The sequence below is a fragment of the Pseudomonas jessenii genome, from assembly GCF_002236115.1.
GTDB lineage: Bacteria > Pseudomonadota > Gammaproteobacteria > Pseudomonadales > Pseudomonadaceae > Aquipseudomonas > Aquipseudomonas jessenii.
The window spans coordinates 81836-99682 of record NZ_NIWT01000003.1 but is presented as its reverse complement, the minus strand read 5'-3'; the positions used below and the strand labels follow the sequence as shown (position 1 = coordinate 99682).

Here is a 17847-nt window from a genome sequence, read left to right as displayed (position 1 = left end):
GTCAAACCACCTCGGTGACAGCGAACTGTTGCCGAGCGCCCGCCACCATGATCTCCACCTCATCGCCCTCGAACTTGCCCAGCAGGCTTTTGCCCAGCGGTGAGCGCGGGGTGATGACGGTGATCAGTTGCCCCACCAGGTCGACCTTCAGCCCGGCGGCATCGGGGGCCAGAAACAGCCATTGTTCGCGACCCTTTTCGTCCTCCAGCCCCAGCAGCGCGCCCACTTCGATGCCCCGCTGATCGTCATACGGACGCAGGGCGAGGTTCTGGCAGAGGCTCAGTGACTGGCGAATTTCCTCGACCCGCCTGGCTTGCCCGGCCGCGAGATAGGACGCTTCCAGCCCCAGGGTGTCGTACTTGTTCTCGGCGATGTTTTCTTCGTGGGTCGCCGTTTCGTAGGCGGTTTGCGCGGCCCGTTCGGCGATGTCGAGATCGATCCGCAGCCTGTCGATAATCAGTTGGTGGACGGTTTGCTTATTCATGATCAATCGCAGAATTGCAGGACGTTGGCGCGGCTTTTTGCGCTGGGTGCAGTCTGGTCCTGTTGCAGCCAGAACTGACAGTTCGGGTTGGCCAGGTTGCGACTGCTGCTGCGTGCCTGATCAAGACGTTGCTGCTGTTCGTTCTTGCGCAGGTTTTCTTCATATTGCTCGAACAGCGGGCTCTGTGGCGGAATGTTCGGCAGCGGTTGAGCCGCTGCGGGTGGTTGGGCCAGCTGCTCAACCGCCGCCGCGACCGGGGCGAGTTGCTCGCTGAAAAGCAGGCGCGACGCGAGCCAGCAGGTCAACACAATGGCAATGAACCCGAGCCACATGCCGAGGGCGATACTGCCGGTCAGTTGCAGGGCGCTGAGGCTGATCGGGAAAGATCGGCGCGGAGTGGGGCGGTGGGGCATGGTTGCCTCCTGGCGAAAGGTCACTGGCGAGTGGCGATTGTCGCATGAAGAATAATCGCCGTCGGCTCTTCTGCACGGGGTAATTTATGCGGACAATCGGCGCCTTTGCCAACGGGAGCCTGGAATGCCTGAAATGAAAACCCGCTGGGATATTTTTTGCACCGTGGTCGACAACTTCGGCGACATCGGCGTGACCTGGCGACTGGCCCGGCAACTGGTGGCCGAACATGGGCTGGCGGTGCGTCTATGGGTCGATGACCTGCGAGCGTTCGAGCGCCTGTGCCCGGAAATCGACATCCATGCTCCCAGGCAGTTGCAGCAAGACGTCGAAGTGCGCCAATGGCCAGCCGAGTGGCAACCGACCGAAGCCGCCGATGTGGTGATTGCTGCATTTGCCTGCCAATTGCCGAGCGCCTATATGGAGGCCATGGCCGAACGGGAGAAGACGCCGCTGTGGATGAACCTGGATTACCTGAGCGCCGAGGACTGGGTCATTGGCTGCCATGGTTTGCCCTCGGTGAAGTACAAAAACGTGCAGAAGTTCTTCTTCTTCCCAGGATTCAAGAAGGGCACCGGCGGACTGCTGCGTGAGCGAGGGTTGCTGGAGCTGCGTCGGCAATTTCAGCAAAACCCGCAGGCTCAAAGAAAATTCCTGCAAGGTTTGGGTGTTGATCCTGCGCCCGGCGCGCAGCTGATCTCATTGTTTGCCTACGAAAACACCGGTCTGGCCAGTTGGCTCGATGCAATGGCCGGCGATTCTACTGCCGCTCATCTGCTGGTGCCGGAAGGGCGGATTCTCGGCGACGTCGAGCGTTGGCTCGGTGTACAGGGTTTGGCGGCCGGTGCCGTGCATGTGCGTGATGCCTTGACCGTGCAAGTGCTGCCATTCGTCCGCCAGGACCAGTACGACCGGTTGCTGTGGTGCTGCGATTTCAATGCCGTGCGCGGCGAAGATTCCTTTGTGCGCGCCCAATGGGCTGGCCGGCCATTTCTCTGGCAAATCTACCGGCAAGAAGAAGACATCCACCTGGACAAGCTCGAAGCCTTCCTCGAACTCTATGTGAAGGGGTTATCTGCGCCTGCGCGGGAGGCGATCAGCGGTCTCTGGCGGGCGTGGAACGCCGGTGAAAAAATGGCCGACCACTGGCAATTCACTCGTAAACACTGGCCAGAGCTGGAAAAACACGCTGAGGCGTGGTGTCTGGAGCAGGCCTTGCAGGCCGATCTTGCCACGGCGCTGGTACAGTTTTATGGAAATTGGATATGATACGCGGCCTAGATTTTTGTAAATCCCATCCAAATTCGGATATTCGCAATGAAAACTGGTAAAGAACTGAAACCCGGGACCGTGATTCGTCTCGAAAACGATCCTTGGCTGGTTCAGAAAGCTGAATTCACCAAGTCCGGTCGTAACAGCGCGATCATGAAGACCAAGCTGAAAAACCTGCTGACCGGTTACAAGACCGAGATCGTTTACAGCGCCGACGACAAACTGGACGACGTAATCCTCGACCGCAAAGAAGCGACCCTGTCCTTCATCAGCGGCGACACCTACACGTTCATGGACACCACCGACTACACCATGTACGAGCTGAACGCTGAAGACATCGAAGCCGTTCTGCCTTTCGTTGAAGAAGGCATGACCGATGTTTGCGAAGCGATCTTCTTCGAAGAGCGTCTGGTTTCCGTAGAGCTGCCGACCACTATCGTGCGTCAGGTTGACTACACCGAAGGTTCCGCTCGCGGCGACACTTCCGGCAAGGTGATGAAGCCTGCCAAACTGAAGAACGGTACCGAGCTGTCGGTTGCTGACTTCATCGAAATCGGCGACATGATCGAGATCGATACCCGCGAAGGCGGTTCCTACAAAGGCCGTGCCAAATAAGCACAGCTTCAGGAATGAAAAAGCCCGACCATTGAGTCGGGCTTTTTTTTGCCTTCGATTTCGGGTTCAACCAGAAACCCTGTGGGAGCGAGCTTGCTCGCGATGGCGTCCGACCATTCAACAAAGATGTTGCCTGACAGTCCGCTATCGCGAGCAAGCTCGCTCCCACAGTTTTTATTTCAGGTGTTCCTTGAGCTCTTGCGAAGCCTGCAACATCGCCGAACGCACCGCTGGCACCTGGCTCACTACGTTGAGCAAACCGTAGTCGTGGATCAGGCCGTTGTAGCGAACCGAGGTCACTGGCACACCGGCCTCGTCCAGCTTGCGGGCGTAGGCTTCGCCTTCGTCGCGCAATACGTCGGCCCCGGCGGTCTGCACCAGCGCTGGAGGCAATCCTTTCAACTGGGCGGTGGTTGCGCGCAGTGGCGAGGCGTAGATCTCGTTCCGTTGCTTGGCGTCGGTGGTGTAGTTGTCCCAGAACCACTTCATCATGTTTTTGGTGAGGAAGTGCCCTTCGGCAAACTGGTTGTAGGACGCGGTTTCGAAGTTGGCATCAGTCACCGGCCACAACAGCACCTGGAACCTGATCGCCGGTGTGCCCTTGTCCTTGGCCATCAGCGCAACCACAGCCGCCATGTTGCCGCCGACACTGTTGCCGGCTACCGCCAGGCGCTGGCCATCGACGTTGATCTCTTTGCCGTGCTCGGCCACCCATCGGGTTGCGGCGTAAGCCTGGTTGATCGCCACCGGGTAATGCGCTTCCGGCGACGGCGTGTAGTTCACGAATACGGCCGCGGCACCCGAACCCGTCACCAGGTCACGCACCAGCCGTTCGTGGGTCGGGAAGTCCCCCAGCACCCAGCCACCGCCGTGGAAGAACATGAACACCGGCAGCTCGCCCCTGACCCCGGCCGGCCGGACGATGGTCAGGCTGATCGGTTGGCCGTCGACTTGAATGGTCTTCTGGCTGACATCGGCTTTTGGCAGCGTCAGCTTCACCCCGGCCTGCGCGCCCACCAGCACGGCGCGGGCGTCGGCGGGCGTCATTTGCTCCATCGGCTTGCCGGTTCCGGCGTTCAGAACGTCGAGGAACGCCTGGGTGTTGTGTTCAACCCCGGTACCTGCGAACGCGTTGCTGATGGACAAGGCGAGAAGGGTACCGGTCAAGACTTTGCTGAAAGTGTTCATGTTCGTTTCCTGTTCGGGCCTGGGTAGTCAGCGCTTAGACGGTTACGTGCAGACGCACATCGACGTTGCCACGGGTGGCGTTGGAGTACGGGCAGACCTGGTGGGCCGCATCGACCAGTGCTTGAGCATCGGCTTGTTCAAGACCCGGCAGGCTGATGTGCAGGTCGATGTCCAGGCCGAAGCCGCCAGGGATCTGGCCGATGCCGACATGAGCGGTGATCGAAGCGTCGTTAGGAATGCTGCGCTTGGTCTGGCTGGCCACGAATTTCAGGGCACCGATGAAGCAGGCGGAGTAGCCGGCAGCGAACAGTTGCTCTGGGTTGGTGGCTGCGCCGCCGGCACCGCCGAGTTCTTTGGGCGTGGCGAGCTTGACGTCGAGGATGTTGTCGCTGGAAACCGCACGACCGTCACGGCCACCGGTGGAGGTTGCGATTGCGGTGTAGAGAGTTTGCATGGTGAAAGCCTCGTTCAGGGTTTTGTTTGTTTTGCGCTAAATGTTTGCGCGCTAAATAAGTGCGAAATAAATGTATCGCGCTAATGTTTAGTGCGCAAGATAAATTTTCAAGGAAATTTGAAAAAAGACGCAAGGCTGTGAGGTGGTTTAGGTTGAAAGTATTGAGTTAGAGCTATCGAGGGGGATTTTCAGCGGGTTTTTTTCTGGGGAGGGTGGCGAACCCGATTTTCTGGTGGGCCGCAGAGCCGCTGTGGGAGCGAGCTTGCTCGCGATTGCAGTCTCACATTCAGCAATGATGCTGACTGATACACCGCCATCGCGAGCAAGCTCGCTCCCACAAGGGATTTGTGGTGGTTTGGAGACTAGAGGCTGTCTTGCAGGTGGCGACGCAACTCCTGCAGTTCCGCCTGCAGGTTTTTCAGGCGCTCCAGGGTCATCCCGCTGGCGCCGAGGATGCATTGGGGAATGTCCCGGGCCTTGTCGCGCAACGCCCGGCCCTGTTCGGTGAGTTCGACGATCACCACCCGCTCATCTTCGCGGCTGCGGGTTCGGCTGAGCAGGCCTTCGGCTTCCAGGCGCTTGAGCAGCGGCGTCAACGAGCCAGGATCGGTCAGCAACCGCGTGCTGATTTCACCTACGGTCAAACCGTCTCTTTCCCACAACACCATCATCGCCAGGTATTGCGGGTAGGTCAGGCCCAGCGCTTGCAGCAAGGGTTTGTAGACCTTGGTCATCATCAGCGAAGTGGAATGCAGGGCGAAGCAGGCCTGATTGTCCAGCAGCAGGTTGTCGCAGTTGTCCGGGGTGTTGCGCTCGGTGGTCATGTCGAAGCCTTGATCTGTGATCTGAAGAATCTAGCGGGCGAATCTTTAATGCGCCAGATAATTTTGATCAGTGCCGTTGCAAATGGGTTTGCAGCACCAGGTCCCAGGGCGGAATCGGGCTGAAGCGGGTTTTCAGGTACTCCAGCAACAAGCGACTGCGGGAGTTTGGCTGCTGTTCCAGGCGCAAGGCGTAGATGCCGGCGCTTTCCGGTTTCGGCAGACCGCTGTCGCAGAACAGCGGCAGCAACTCACCCCGCAACAGGTATTCGCTGGCCAGCCAGGTCGGCAGGTGCGCGATACCCAGTCCGGCCAATGCGCCGCACACCAGCGCCTCGGCATTGTTGGCGCTCATGCGGATCCGCGCCGGGCGGTGCAACTGCATTTGCCCGTCGCGCTCGAAACGCCAGGCGAAGGGCGGAGCCAGGCCATCCCAGTCGAGTCCGTCGTGTTCAATCAGCTGTGTCGGCTCGGTCGGCACGCCGCGACGCCGCAAATAATCAGGGCTGGCGCAGGCGATACGCACCATGCTCGCCAGTGGCGTGGCCACCAGCCGGGTATCGGCCAATTGCCCGGCGCGTAGCACCAGATCGACCTTGCCGAGGTTCAGGCCCTGCATGTCGACGAAGCTGTCGATCAAGTGCAGCTGCACATCGAGCCCGGGGTAGAGCATCAGGAAATCGGCAATCACCGGTGCCAGGTGCCGGCGACCAAAGGCTGCCGGCGCATCGATACGAATCAGGCCTTCCGGCGCGCTGCTCAGGGACACCGCCTCGGCCCGGGCCAGGCGCAATTCGGCGACGATCCGCCGTGCGCGCTCGGCAAAGGCCAATCCCGCCGGCGTGGCGCGTACCGCATGCGTGCTGCGCAGGAACAGCTGACTGCCGACCGCGCTTTCCAGGCTGTCGATACGCCGTGCCACGGCCGAAGGGGTTAGCGGATGACGGCGCGAGGCGGCGGAAAAACTGCCGGTTTCCAGCACGTCGAGGAACAAGGCCAGTTGGTCGGTCAGTTGATTGGGGTTCATGGCAGGTTTGTGCTTGTGCGAATTTGGCACAGCCATTGTGCGTTGCTATGCGTTTCCGTGCCAGAAGCAACTGCGTAGGATCAAAGGCCTGACGGCAACGGGGAAAATGCTGTGATTGAGTTCTTGATGTATCTGGTGTTCGGCGCTGCGTTGGGCACGCTCGGCGGTTTGTTTGGCATCGGCGGCGGCCTGATCGCCATTCCGCTGCTGGGCGTGCTGTTCGGGCTCGATCAGCAGATTGCCCAAGGCACCGCGCTGGTGATGGTGGTGCCGAACGTGATGCTGGCGCTGTGGCGCTATCATCAGCGCATCCGGATCGAACTGCGTCACGCGTTACCGCTGGCCATCATGGGGTTTTGCTTCGCCTGGCTCGGGTCGATCTGGGCGGTGGGCATTGATGCGCAAACCATGCGCATAGGCTTTGTCGCCTTTCTGATCGCACTGTCGGCGTACAACCTCGTTCGCATGTTCGCCGCCAGTGCTCCGCCGGCTTCGCAGATGAACTACTCATGGCCCTGGCTGGGCCTGCTTGGCGCTGCATCCGGTACGATGGGCGGGCTGTTCGGCGTGGGTGGCGCGGTGGTGGCGACACCGGTGCTGACCAGTCTGTTCGGCACGAGCCAAGTGGTTGCGCAGGGGCTGTCGTTGGCGCTGGCCTTGCCGAGTACGGGGGTGACGCTGGTGACTTACGCCGCGCACCATCAGGTCAGCTGGGTGATCGGCTTGCCCTTGGCGGTCGGTGGGCTGATGAGCATCAGTTGGGGCGTGAAGGTTGCCCACGCATTGCCGGAGCGGCTGCTGCGCGGGCTGTTTTGCGGGTTCCTGGTGTTCTGTGCGGTGATGCTCGCCTTCAAAGTTTGAAGCCTTCGATGATGTGCTCGGCCAGGCACTCGGTGATGGGTGACGGGTTATGCAGGTTGCGCACGAGCATGATGCTGGCCTCGGGCAGCAGCGGCAGGTCCTGGGCCTCACCGAGGATGCGCATGTCCGCGGTGATCAGGCTTTCAAGTTGCGCCGTGACGGCCAGGCCGGCGCTGACCACGGCCATGATCGCCGACAGGCTGTCGCTGTTGTACGCCACCCGGTAATCGCGCCCCCGGGCATCCAGGGCATTGCAGGCCCACTGGCGGCAGAAGCAATCACTGTTGAACATCGCCAGTGGCAGCGGCGTCTGCTCGTGGGCGCTGTAGCATTGTGCCTCGGCCCAGACAAAGCGTTCCTTGCGCAACAACTGGCCGATTTCGCTGCCCGGTTCGCGGGTCACGATTGACAGGTCGAGGTCCTGGCGCATCAACAGTTGTTTGGATGATTCGCAGTGCACTTCTATCTGAATCAGCGGGTAAGACTGGGCAAACCGGCGCAGAATCCCCGGGAGGAACCGCATCACATAATCGTCCGGCGTGCCGATACGCACCGTGCCGACCATGTCGGGCTCACGCAAGGTATTGAAGACCTCGCTGTGCAGCTTGAGGATGCGTCGCGCATAGCCGAGCAGCACCTGGCCTTCAGCCGTCAGTCGCACCTGCCGCCCGTCGCGCTGGAACAACTGACGCTGCAGCACATCTTCTTCCAGTCGTTTCATCTGCATGCTGACGGCGGACTGGGTGCGGTTGACCAATTCCCCGGCGCGGGTAAAGCCGCCCTGGTCGGCGATGGCGACGAAGGTGCGCAACACTTCGGTATCGATACTCGGGTAGGCCGACATTCATCAATCTCCGAGATATGTGACATCAGAAACATTCGTTGGATTGATCTTAGACCCGGCGCGAGACTGGAGCCATCCAAACGGAGGGCAACAAGATGAAAGGTCAACATGAGTTCCAAGGATCAGAAAAACACTCGATTCACGTGATATCCGATCTGCTGCACAAGGTCGGCCGCTGGTACGAATTGCATCGCGAGCGCGAATTGCTGGCGAGCTTGAGCGACGAAGCACTCAAGGACATCGGCATGAGCCGTGCGGATGTGGAGAACGAGTCGATCAAGCCGTTCTGGAATGACCCGATGCATAAATGATGAATGCCACGCTACACAAACCCCTTACCGGTGAGGTAGGTTGCGAGCAGACAAGGAGGCACCCATGCCCGCAACGTTGTCCTTTACCCTCAAACAGGCTCGGCGTCTGGCGCTGGCCGCCCAAGGGTTCAACGGGCGGTCGCCGCCAGCGGCGATCAAGGCTGTTGCGCTCAATCGTCTGATCGAACGGCTGGGCATTTTGCAGATCGATTCGGTCAATGCATTGGTGCGTTCGCACTACCTTCCGCTATTTTCCCGCCTCGGTAACTACTCCTCCGATTTGCTCGACCAGGCTGCCTGGAGTCAGGGCCGGCGCCGTACGTTGTTCGAGTATTGGGGCCATGAAGCCTCGTTGTTGCCACTTTCCATGTTCCCGCTGATGCGTTGGCGCATGCAGCGTGCGAGCCGTGGCGAAGACATTTATCAGCAATTGGCGCGCTTTGGCCGTGAGCAGCAAGACACCATTCGCCGGGTGCTGGCTTCGGTCGAGGAGCAGGGCGCGTTGGGTGCCGGAAGTCTGTCGACCCGTCAGGAGCGGGCCGGTCCCTGGTGGGACTGGAGCGCGGAAAAGCATGCGCTGGAATGGTTGTTCGCTGCCGGTGAAGTGACTGTTGCCGGACGACGCGGATTCGAAAGGCTCTACGATCTGCCGGAGCGGGTGATTCCCTCGGCGGTGCTTGCGCACCCCGTCCTGAGTGAAGACGAGGCCCAGCGCGGACTGTTGCGGCATGCGGCAACGGCCTTGGGGGTCGGTACGGAGAAGGATTTGCGTGACTATTTCCGCTTGAACCCTGCGGACAGTCGTCCACGTTTGTCCGAGTTGGTCGAGGCCGGGGAATTGCTGACCTGCGAAGTGCAGGGCTGGCGACTACCGGCCTATTGTCTGCCCGAGCCAAAAATACCGCGTAAAGTCGTGGCCAGTGCCTTGCTTTCGCCGTTCGATTCGCTGATCTGGGAACGCAGCCGGACCGAGCGGCTGTTCGATTTCCGCTATCGGTTGGAGATCTACACGCCGCAGGACAAGCGCGTTTACGGCTATTACGTCCTGCCGTTTTTGCACAACGAACGGATTGCCGCACGGGTCGATCTGCGCGCCGAGCGGGCGACCGGCCGATTGGCAGTACATGCGGTGCATGAAGAGGAATCCGGGCTGGACGACGAGGGGATGTTGGCGTTGGCGGTCAATCTGCGGCAGATGGCGGATTGGCTGGGGCTGGCACAGGTTCAGCTGAATTGCCCGCGGGCGAGTGCGGCGAGGTTGCGGGTGGCACTGGCACAGATTGAGGGTGGCTGAGCTGGCCTCTTCGCGAGCAAGCTCGCTCCCACAGGGGAGCGCGGTCCAATGTGGGAGCGAGCTTGCTCGCGATGGCGGTCTATCAGAGAAGCAAAATCTAGCGCCGAACCTGCTTCAAGGTTTCAGCAATCAAAAACGCCAGCTCCAGCGACTGATCGGCATTCATCCGCGGGTCGCAGTGGGTGTGGTAGCGATCCGACAAGCCATCTTCGGTGATCGGGCGCGCACCACCGATGCACTCGGTCACGTTCTGCCCGGTCATTTCAATGTGGATACCCCCGGCATAACTGCCTTCGGCTTCGTGTACCTGGAAGAACTGCTTCACCTCGCCAAGGATCTGTGCAAAGTCGCGGGTCTTGTAGCCGCTGCTGGCCTTGATGGTGTTGCCGTGCATCGGGTCCGAACTCCACAGCACCTGCTTGCCTTCGCGCTGGACGGCGCGGATCAGCTGAGGCAAGTGATCGCCGACCTTGTTCGCGCCCATCCGCGCGATCAGGTTCAGGCGACCCGGATCGTTCAGCGGGTTGAGCACGTCGATCAAGCGAATCAGGTCGTCCGGGTTCATGCTCGGGCCGACCTTGACCCCGATCGGGTTGTTCACCCCGCGCAGGAATTCGACGTGGGCGCCGTCCAGCTGACGGGTGCGATCGCCGATCCACAGCATGTGGGCCGAGCAGTCGTAGTAGTCGTTGGTCAGGCTGTCGCGACGCACGAAGGCTTCTTCGTAGTTCAGCAGCAGCGCTTCGTGGGCGGTGAAGAAACTGGTTTCGCGTAACTGCGGCGAGCTGTCCATGCCGCAGGCGCGCATGAATGCCAGGGTTTCATCGATACGGTCGGCCAGGTGGCTGTACTTTTCCGCCAGCGCCGAGTTGGCAATGAAGTCCAGGTTCCACTTGTGCACCTGGTGCAGATCGGCAAAACCGCCCTGGGCAAATGCACGCAACAGGTTCAGGGTGGCGGTGGACTGGTGATAGGACTGCAGCAGGCGTTCCGGGTCCGGCACGCGGCTTTTTTCGTCGAAACCGATGCCGTTGACTATGTCGCCACGGTAGGCGGGCAAGGTCACGCCATCGATGGTTTCGTCATTGGCCGAACGGGGCTTGGCGAACTGCCCGGCCATGCGCCCGACCTTGACCACCGGGCAGCCGGCGGCAAAGGTCATCACGATCGCCATCTGCAACAACACCTTGAAGGTGTCGCGGATTTTCGCCGCGGAGAATTCGGCGAAGCTTTCGGCGCAGTCGCCACCCTGCAACAGAAACGCGCGGCCCTGGGTCACCTCGGCAAACTGACGGCGCAACTCCCGGGCTTCACCGGCAAACACTAGCGGCGGATAGCTGGCCAGGGTCTGCTCGACCTGCTGCAGATGCGCGGCGTCGGGGTATTGGGGTTGTTGCTGGATCGGCAAGGCGCGCCAGCTGTCGGGGCTCCAGGGTTGGCTCATCACGGTCTCTAGTGTTTTCGCTCGGACCTCCATGTTATCAGCAAATTAGTGCGTGACCTGTTCCTGTCGCTTCGCCGACAATCTCGCCTTTGCCGCTCTCTACACGCGGTGTTATTGCGTTGCCGGCCCCGGTGACGATCAGGAGATGAAATGACTGAGGAGCGCGTCGAGCATCTGCTCGCCGAGGTACAGGACGAGTTCGGCGTGATTCGTGTGCTGGAAGTGGCCGATTACCGTTTTCTCGAGTTCGGTGATGCCATCGAGCAAAGCTGCGTGTTCACGGCCGATCCGAGCTGGCTCGAGTACGACTACACCCGGGCGATGCTGATTGGTGCGCTGTGCCACCAGCAACCGGAAAGTGCGCTGTTTCTCGGCCTCGGCGCCGGGACGCTGACCCAGGCCTGCCTCAAGTTCCTGCCGCTGGAAGATGTCGAAGCCATCGAACTACGCCCGGACGTACCGCGCCTGGCTATTGAATATCTGGGGCTGGATGACGATCCGCGCCTGTACATCCGCGTTGGCGATGCGCTGGAACTGCTGGACACCGCTGAGTCGGCCGACCTGATTTTCGTCGACCTTTATACCGATGTCGGTCCGGGTGTCGGTCATCTGGCATGGAGCTTTCTGGAAAACTGCCAGAAGCGATTGAATCCGGGTGGCTGGCTGGTCATCAATCAGTGGGCGACCGACGATGGCAAACCCCTGGGCGCCGCCTTGTTGCGCGGTTTGTATCACCGACATTACTGGGAGCTGCCGGTGAAGGAGGGCAACGTGATTCTGATCGTGCCGTCGGAGCTGGACCAGGAACTGGACATGGACGGCCTGATCGCCCGCGCCGAAGCGCTGGCGCCGCGGTTGGGGTACTCGCTGGATTCGTTGATCAAGTGCATTCGTCCGGCTACCTGAGTTGTCAGTGATGGCCCTATCGCGAGCAGGCTCGCTCCCACATTTGACCGCGATCCCCTGTGGGAGCGAGCTTGCTCGCGATAGCTTTCTTACTGGCAATACAAGGCTAAACCCCTTTGAACACGCCCGGCCGCCGCTCCACCATCGACCGCACACCTTCCTTGACGTCCTCGGTAGCCATCAACTTCTTGACTAGCTGCGGCAACGCCTGTGCCGCCGCGGTTTCCCCTTCATACCGGGCCTGTCGCGCAGACATCAGCGTCGCCTGCACCCCAAGCGGTGCCTGACGGGCGATCCGTTCGGCCAGTTCAATCGCCCGGGGCAGCAAGTCCTCACTGGCCATGACCTCCTGCACCAGACCCAGGTGCAAGGCATCACGGGCGTCGAATTCATCACCGGTCAACAACCAGCGCATGGCATTGCCCCAGCCGGCCACTTGATGCAGGCGCAGGGTCGCACCGCCGAACGGGAAGATTCCGCGTTGCACTTCCATCTGCGCGAACCGGGTGTTGCTGGCGCACAGGTTGATGTCGGCGGCCAGCATCAACTCGATGCCGATGGTCAGGCAATAGCCCTGGGCGGCGACGATTACCGGTTTGCTGACCCTGGGACCTGCGAACACCGCCCACGGATCACAGCCGCCGGGTGGAACCTGCCAGCCATCTGTCAGTGTGACGCTGGCATTGACCAGGTCGAGCCCGGCGGTGAAGTGTTCGCCATGAGCGAACACCACCGCCACCCGCGCCTCGCTGTCGGCTTCGAACTCGCCATAGGCCAGGCTCAACGCGTTGAGCAGGTCGAGATCGAAGGCATTGCGCTTGGCCACCCGATCCAGACCTATCAGGAACACATGACCATGCCGTTCGCGGCTGACTCGACTGGAGCTGGGCTGATTCATGGAGCGTTCCTCGGGGGTGGGAAAGGCGTGCCAGACCGGCGGTCTGCACGGTAAAGGGTGAACCGTTTTAGCGCCATCACCCGCAAGGCCGGGCCTTTGAAAAATAGACGGCTGACCGATTATTCGCAAAGCCTGTTACACAACGGTGTATCCGGTGGATTTCCGATAAAAAAAGCTCCCTTTTTGGGCGAATTCCGGTATAGTGCGCGCCGGCCTTTAACCGGGCCGCGTTTAGGTAGCGCAATTCCCCGAAGCCAGCTTCGGCTGCACGTCCGCCCAGCGGACTCTTCCTTGACGATTCTTTTCATTCATTCGTTTTCGCAAATCCCCGCCGACAAAGCTGCCAGGGCGACTCTTGAGTCTCAACACGGCATGTGCAGCTTTGGAGCATGGGTCTTTGCGGATGCACTTAGAGGCAGACCCATGACCCAGGAAATCGGCGGCTTCGCCGCTCTTGAACTTCATCCAAATATTGTCGCTGCAGTAGTCGCTACCGGCTATGAAGAGCCTTCGGCCATTCAGCAGCAGTCGATCCCGATCATTCTCGCCGGTCACGATATGATTGGTCAGGCGCAAACCGGTACCGGTAAAACCGCTGCCTTTGCCCTGCCAATTCTGCACCGCATTGATCCGTCCAAGCGCGAGCCGCAAGCTCTGATCCTGGCCCCAACTCGTGAGTTGGCGCTACAAGTTGCAACCGCTTTCGAAACCTACGCCAAGCAAATGCCGGGCGTGACTGTTGTGGCTGTCTACGGCGGCGCGCCGATGGGCCCACAACTGAAAGCAATCCGTAATGGCGCACAAATCGTTGTCGCCACTCCGGGCCGTCTGTGCGACCACCTGCGTCGCGACGAAAAAGTACTGGCGACCGTGAACCACCTGGTTCTCGACGAAGCCGACGAAATGCTCAAGCTGGGCTTCATGGACGACCTGGAAGTCATCTTCAAGGCCATGCCGGAAACCCGTCAGACCGTACTGTTCTCGGCCACCTTGCCTCAATCGATCCGTGCCATCGCCGAACGCCACCTGCGCGATCCGAAGCACGTCAAGATTCAGAGCAAGACCCAGACCGTTACCGCGATCGAGCAGGCTCACCTGCTGGTTCACGCTGACCAGAAGACTTCGGCCGTTCTCAGCTTGCTGGAAGTGGAAGATTTCGACGCCCTGATCATGTTCGTGCGCACCAAGCAAGCGACCCTGGACCTGGCCAGTGCCCTGGAAGCCAAAGGCTACAAAGCCGCTGCGCTGAACGGTGACATCGCCCAGAACCAGCGTGAGCGCGTGATCGACTCCCTCAAGGATGGCCGTCTGGACATCGTTGTGGCGACCGACGTTGCCGCTCGTGGCCTGGACGTTCCGCGCATCACTCACGTGTTCAACGTTGACATGCCGTACGATCCAGAGTCCTACGTTCACCGTATCGGCCGTACCGGCCGTGCCGGTCGCGAAGGTCGTGCACTGCTGCTGGTGACTCCACGTGAGCGCCGCATGCTGCAAGTGATCGAGCGTGTAACCGGTCAAAAGGTTGCTGAAGTTCGCCTGCCGGACGCTCAAGCCGTTCTGGATGCGCGCATCAAGAAGCTGACCAACAGCCTGTCGCCGCTGGTGGCTGAAGCCGAATCGACCCACGGTGATCTGCTCGATCGCCTGACCGCCGACATCGGTTGCAGCCCGCGCGCCCTGGCCGCAGCCCTGCTGCGCAAGGCTACCAACGGTCAAGCGCTGAACCTGGCCGCTATCGAGAAAGAGCGTCCACTGGTGCCGAACAATGCACCGCGTGGCGATCGTCCAGAGCGTTCCGGTGATCGTCCTGAGCGTGGTGACCGCGAGCGTCGCGCTCCGATGCCACTGGGCGAAGGCCGTGCACGTTGCCGCACCGCGCTGGGCGCGCGTGACGGTATCGCCGCCAAGAACCTGCTGGGCGCCATCCTCAACGAAGGTGGCCTGGCGCGTGAAGCGATCGGTCGCATCCAGGTGCGTGACAGCTTCAGCCTCGTCGAGCTGCCGGAAGATGGTCTGGAGAAGTTGCTGACCAAGCTGAAGGACACTCGCGTTGCCGGTAAGCAGTTGAAGCTGCGTCGCTACCGCGAAGATTGATCCGCTCTCGGGCTGATTGATCGAACATAAAAAATCCCCGACTGGTTCGGGGATTTTTTTTGCCTGCAGTTCAAGCCCGGCTGAAGAGTGGCGGTGCCCCCTTCGCGAGCAAGCCCGCTCCCACAGACGACCGCGTTACTTCAGAAAGAATGCGATCAAATGTGGGGGCGGGCTTGCTCCGGGCGGCGTTCCGACGAAGGCCGCGACGCGGTCTGTCTGTCAGCCGAAGCGGTAAATATCCATGCCCAGCGCACCCATGGTGAACCCTTGGTGAGCGACGCTGAACTGCCCGCCAGCGGCGCGGGCAAAGTACAGCGGCAACAAGTGCTCATCACTCGGATGATTGCGTACAGCGTTTGGTGCCTGCACACGATAGTCATGCAGCGCGGCTTCGTCGTTCGCTGCGAGTTTGTCGATCATCCAGTCGCGAAACGCCAGGGCCCAAGGCTCAACGCTCTCGGGGCCGGCATGCCAGTCCAGTTCCCGCAGGTTGTGAGTGATGCTGCCGGAGCCGATCAGCAGGACGCCATGCTCGCGCAGGCTGGCCAGCGCGTGGCCAACACGGGTCTGCAGGGCGGGACCGCCACGGGTGGGCAATGAGACCTGGACAATCGGGATGTCTGCCTGCGGATACATCAGCGATAAAGGCACCCAGACGCCATGGTCGAAAGGCCGATTGCTGTCGATACGTGCAGCAAAGCCAGCGGTTTTCAATAGTTCGGCAACCTCGGCGGCGAGTCGTGGGTCGCCGGGAGCCGGGTACTGGAGTTCGAACAGGGCTTTGGGAAAACCGCCGAAATCATGCCAGGTTTCCGGTTGTGGATTGCCGCTGACCAGCAGCTCATTGCTTTCCCAGTGCGCGGAAACAATCACGATGGCCTTGGGCTTCGGTATCTCGACGGCCAGGCGGGCAAGTGCCGGCCCGCTGGCGCCGGGTTCCAGAGCGAGCATGGGGGAGCCGTGGGATATGTACAGGCTGGGGAACATGAATGAGCTCCTGAGAGTTAAGATGCAACATCTTCAGTCAGATCATTAATCTAAATCTAATATAAGTTTTAGAGTGTTTTGATCGAATTTTCGGGGTTATTTATGCAGCCGGAGTTTTGGCACAAGAAATGGGCGGCGAACCAGATCGGCTTTCATCTGCCGCAGGTGAACCCTCATCTGAAGCGGTTCTGGCCGGCGTTAAGCCTTGAAGAAGGCACACGCGTGTTGGTGCCGTTATGTGGAAAAAGCCTGGATTTGCTATGGCTCGCCCATCAAGGCCATGAGGTCTTGGGGGTCGAACTGTCGGAAAAAGCCATCGAGGAGTTTTTCAGCGAACATGGCTTTGATCCGGCCATCAGTGAGCAGGGGCCGTTCAAGGTTTATCGGGCAGGTTCCATTGAGCTGTGGTGCGGCGATTTCTTCGAGCTGACGGCAGGCGATGTGGCCGACTGCTCCGCGCTTTATGATCGCGCGGCGTTGATCGCGCTGCCGGCGGAAATGCGAGAGCGCTACGCCGCCCATTTGAAGCGGATATTGCCGAAGGAGTCCCATGGCCTGCTGATTACCCTGGACTATGACCAGGCGCAAATGCCCGGCCCGCCGTTTGCTGTGCTCGATGATGAGGTGCGGCGGTTGTTCGGGGACTCATGGGCGCTGAAGATCCTGGAAGATCAGGATGTGTTGAGCGAGAGCGGGAAATTCCTGGAGGCGGGTGTCACGCGGCTTGAGGAGCGGGTTTATCGGGTTTCCAGTCGGTAATAGTGGCTGGCTGTACTGGCCTCATCGCGAGCAAGCTCGCTCCCACAGGGAATTTGTGTGCGACTCAGAACCTGTGTGGGAGCGAGCCTGCTCGCGATGAGGCCAGAATGAGCACCGCGGCAATCTGCAGACAAAAAAAGGCCCGCATCGCTGCGGGCCTTTTGCTTTGCTGTGGAGTGTATCAGCCCCGACGACGAGCCAGAGCGTCGATGCGCTCTTCCAGCGGCGGGTGGCTCATGAACATGCGAGCGAAGCCTTGCTTGATACCACCGTTGATGCCAAAGGCGTTCAGGGTGTCGGGCATGTGCACCGGCAGCCCTTGTTCCGCCCGCAGGCGTTGCAGGGCGCCAATCATCGCGGCGGTGCCGGCCAGGTTTGCACCGGCTTCGTCGGCACGGAATTCACGCTTGCGCGAGAACCACATGACGATGGCGCTGGCCAGGATGCCCAGAACCAGTTCGGCGAAGATGGTCGCCACGTAGTAGGCAATACCCTGGCCTTCTTCGTTCTTGAAGATCACCTTGTCGACGAAATTGCCGATGATCCGTGCGAAGAACATCACGAAGGTGTTCACCACGCCCTGGATCAACGCCAGGGTGACCATGTCGCCATTGGCCACGTGACCGATTTCGTGGGCCAGGACGGCTTTCACTTCATCCGGCGAGAAGCGCTCGAGCAATCCCTGGCTGACCGCGACCAATGCGTCGTTCTTGTTCCAGCCGGTGGCGAAGGCGTTCGCCTCGTAGGCCGGGAAGATACCGACTTCGGGCATCTTGATCCCGGCTTCGCGAGACAGTTGCTCGACGGTTTGCAGCAGCCATTGCTCGTGACGGGTGCGTGGCTGGGTGATGATCTGGGTGCTGGTGCTCATCTTCGCCATCCACTTGGAGATGAACAGCGAGAACAGCGAACCTGCGAAACCAAAGACCGCACAGAAGATCAGCAGCTGATTGAGGTTAAGGTCAACCCCATTGGCCGCCATGAACCCGTTGAAGCCGAAAAGGCTCAGGGTGATGCTGGCAATCAGCACGACCGCCAGGTTAGTGGCCAAGAACAGCAGGATGCGCATCATGGTTGTAGAAATCTCCTCATGCTAAAGATGTGGCGTACTGCGGGGTATATAAGGTGCTGCACCGGGGTATTCAACCGGGTGACTATTTCAAACTGTGTCCTA

Annotated in this window: 19 protein-coding genes; 8 read left to right on the top strand and 11 right to left on the bottom strand. The window is 60.3% G+C overall.

The features are described 5' to 3' along the window. Nucleotide 1 precedes the first annotated feature (1 nt). Nucleotides 2-484 carry a GreA/GreB family elongation factor gene (locus PSJE_RS09565; protein WP_090457077.1) on the bottom strand — a complete coding sequence of 161 codons (483 nt, stop codon included), beginning with the start codon at nucleotides 482-484 and terminating at the stop codon, nucleotides 2-4. Nucleotides 485-486: 2 nt separating this feature from the next. Beyond that, the gene (locus PSJE_RS09560) at nucleotides 487-897 is read right to left on the bottom strand and encodes a hypothetical protein (RefSeq protein WP_090457075.1); all 411 of its coding nucleotides are present in this window, start codon (nucleotides 895-897) and stop codon (nucleotides 487-489) included. Nucleotides 898-1021: 124 nt separating this feature from the next. Between PSJE_RS09560 and earP the strand changes: the two genes are divergently transcribed. Continuing rightward, nucleotides 1022-2164, top strand: coding sequence for an elongation factor P maturation arginine rhamnosyltransferase EarP (gene earP, locus PSJE_RS09555; protein ID WP_090457073.1), 1143 nt, complete (start codon nucleotides 1022-1024; stop codon nucleotides 2162-2164). 48 nt (nucleotides 2165-2212) lie between these two features. After that, complete coding sequence (locus tag PSJE_RS09550) at nucleotides 2213-2782, top strand: elongation factor P (protein WP_007943632.1); 570 nt, start codon at nucleotides 2213-2215, stop codon at nucleotides 2780-2782. A gap of 174 nt (nucleotides 2783-2956) precedes the next feature. On the opposite strand, the gene PSJE_RS09545 is transcribed toward PSJE_RS09550, so the two are convergent. The 4 genes from PSJE_RS09545 to PSJE_RS09530 all read right to left on the bottom strand — a co-directional run bounded on the left by PSJE_RS09545 (nucleotide 2957) and on the right by PSJE_RS09530 (nucleotide 6272). After that, nucleotides 2957-3970, bottom strand: a complete 1014-nt coding sequence (locus PSJE_RS09545) for an alpha/beta hydrolase (RefSeq protein ID WP_090457071.1) — start codon at nucleotides 3968-3970, stop codon at nucleotides 2957-2959. Between the two features lie 34 nt (nucleotides 3971-4004). Next, on the bottom strand, nucleotides 4005-4424 hold the full coding sequence (locus PSJE_RS09540; RefSeq protein ID WP_046031808.1) for an organic hydroperoxide resistance protein: 420 nt from the start codon (nucleotides 4422-4424) through the stop codon (nucleotides 4005-4007). A 362-nt stretch (nucleotides 4425-4786) separates the two neighbouring features. Further along, nucleotides 4787-5248 (bottom strand): MarR family winged helix-turn-helix transcriptional regulator, encoded by a 462-nt coding sequence (locus PSJE_RS09535; protein WP_090457069.1) that lies wholly within the window; start codon nucleotides 5246-5248, stop codon nucleotides 4787-4789. 67 nt (nucleotides 5249-5315) lie between these two features. Then, nucleotides 5316-6272: a LysR family transcriptional regulator gene (locus tag PSJE_RS09530; protein WP_090457967.1), complete on the bottom strand. Its 957-nt coding sequence runs from the start codon at nucleotides 6270-6272 to the stop codon at nucleotides 5316-5318. A 111-nt stretch (nucleotides 6273-6383) separates the two neighbouring features. On the opposite strand from PSJE_RS09530, the gene PSJE_RS09525 reads away from it, so the two are divergent. Further along, nucleotides 6384-7133 carry a sulfite exporter TauE/SafE family protein gene (locus tag PSJE_RS09525; protein WP_057713817.1) on the top strand — a complete coding sequence of 250 codons (750 nt, stop codon included), beginning with the start codon at nucleotides 6384-6386 and terminating at the stop codon, nucleotides 7131-7133. Here the strand turns inward: PSJE_RS09525 and PSJE_RS09520 are convergent. Further along, on the bottom strand, nucleotides 7123-7977 hold the full coding sequence (locus PSJE_RS09520) for a LysR substrate-binding domain-containing protein (protein WP_057713818.1): 855 nt from the start codon (nucleotides 7975-7977) through the stop codon (nucleotides 7123-7125). The two genes, PSJE_RS09525 and PSJE_RS09520, sit on opposite strands and share 11 nt — an antisense overlap. Nucleotides 7978-8072: 95 nt before the next feature. On the opposite strand from PSJE_RS09520, the gene PSJE_RS09515 reads away from it, so the two are divergent. Further along, entirely contained in the window at nucleotides 8073-8288 is a 216-nt protein-coding gene (locus tag PSJE_RS09515; RefSeq protein ID WP_008049076.1) for a DUF1127 domain-containing protein, read from the top strand. A 64-nt stretch (nucleotides 8289-8352) separates the two neighbouring features. Further along, entirely contained in the window at nucleotides 8353-9582 is a 1230-nt protein-coding gene (locus tag PSJE_RS09510) for a winged helix-turn-helix domain-containing protein (RefSeq protein ID WP_090457067.1), read from the top strand. A gap of 97 nt (nucleotides 9583-9679) precedes the next feature. Here PSJE_RS09510 and PSJE_RS09505 read toward each other — a convergent pair whose 3' ends face one another. After that, entirely contained in the window at nucleotides 9680-11026 is a 1347-nt protein-coding gene (locus tag PSJE_RS09505) for a class II 3-deoxy-7-phosphoheptulonate synthase (RefSeq protein ID WP_090457065.1), read from the bottom strand. Between the two features lie 150 nt (nucleotides 11027-11176). Here PSJE_RS09505 and PSJE_RS09500 point away from each other — a divergent pair, with 150 nt between their 5' ends. Next, nucleotides 11177-11932 (top strand): spermidine synthase, encoded by a 756-nt coding sequence (locus tag PSJE_RS09500; protein WP_057713821.1) that lies wholly within the window; start codon nucleotides 11177-11179, stop codon nucleotides 11930-11932. Nucleotides 11933-12038: 106 nt separating this feature from the next. Here PSJE_RS09500 and PSJE_RS09495 read toward each other — a convergent pair whose 3' ends face one another. Continuing rightward, nucleotides 12039-12830, bottom strand: a complete 792-nt coding sequence (locus PSJE_RS09495) for a crotonase/enoyl-CoA hydratase family protein (RefSeq protein WP_090457063.1) — start codon at nucleotides 12828-12830, stop codon at nucleotides 12039-12041. 423 nt (nucleotides 12831-13253) lie between these two features. Between PSJE_RS09495 and PSJE_RS09485 the strand changes: the two genes are divergently transcribed. Beyond that, nucleotides 13254-14927 (top strand): DEAD/DEAH box helicase, encoded by a 1674-nt coding sequence (locus tag PSJE_RS09485; protein ID WP_007973525.1) that lies wholly within the window; start codon nucleotides 13254-13256, stop codon nucleotides 14925-14927. Nucleotides 14928-15146: 219 nt separating this feature from the next. Here PSJE_RS09485 and PSJE_RS09480 read toward each other — a convergent pair whose 3' ends face one another. Beyond that, on the bottom strand, nucleotides 15147-15914 hold the full coding sequence (locus PSJE_RS09480; protein ID WP_090457061.1) for a DODA-type extradiol aromatic ring-opening family dioxygenase: 768 nt from the start codon (nucleotides 15912-15914) through the stop codon (nucleotides 15147-15149). 102 nt (nucleotides 15915-16016) lie between these two features. Here PSJE_RS09480 and PSJE_RS09475 point away from each other — a divergent pair, with 102 nt between their 5' ends. Beyond that, the gene (locus tag PSJE_RS09475) at nucleotides 16017-16673 is read left to right on the top strand and encodes a thiopurine S-methyltransferase (RefSeq protein WP_090457059.1); all 657 of its coding nucleotides are present in this window, start codon (nucleotides 16017-16019) and stop codon (nucleotides 16671-16673) included. A gap of 181 nt (nucleotides 16674-16854) precedes the next feature. Here PSJE_RS09475 and htpX read toward each other — a convergent pair whose 3' ends face one another. After that, the gene (gene htpX, locus PSJE_RS09470; RefSeq protein WP_007973520.1) at nucleotides 16855-17745 is read right to left on the bottom strand and encodes a protease HtpX; all 891 of its coding nucleotides are present in this window, start codon (nucleotides 17743-17745) and stop codon (nucleotides 16855-16857) included. Between the last annotated feature and the right edge of the window lie 102 nt (nucleotides 17746-17847).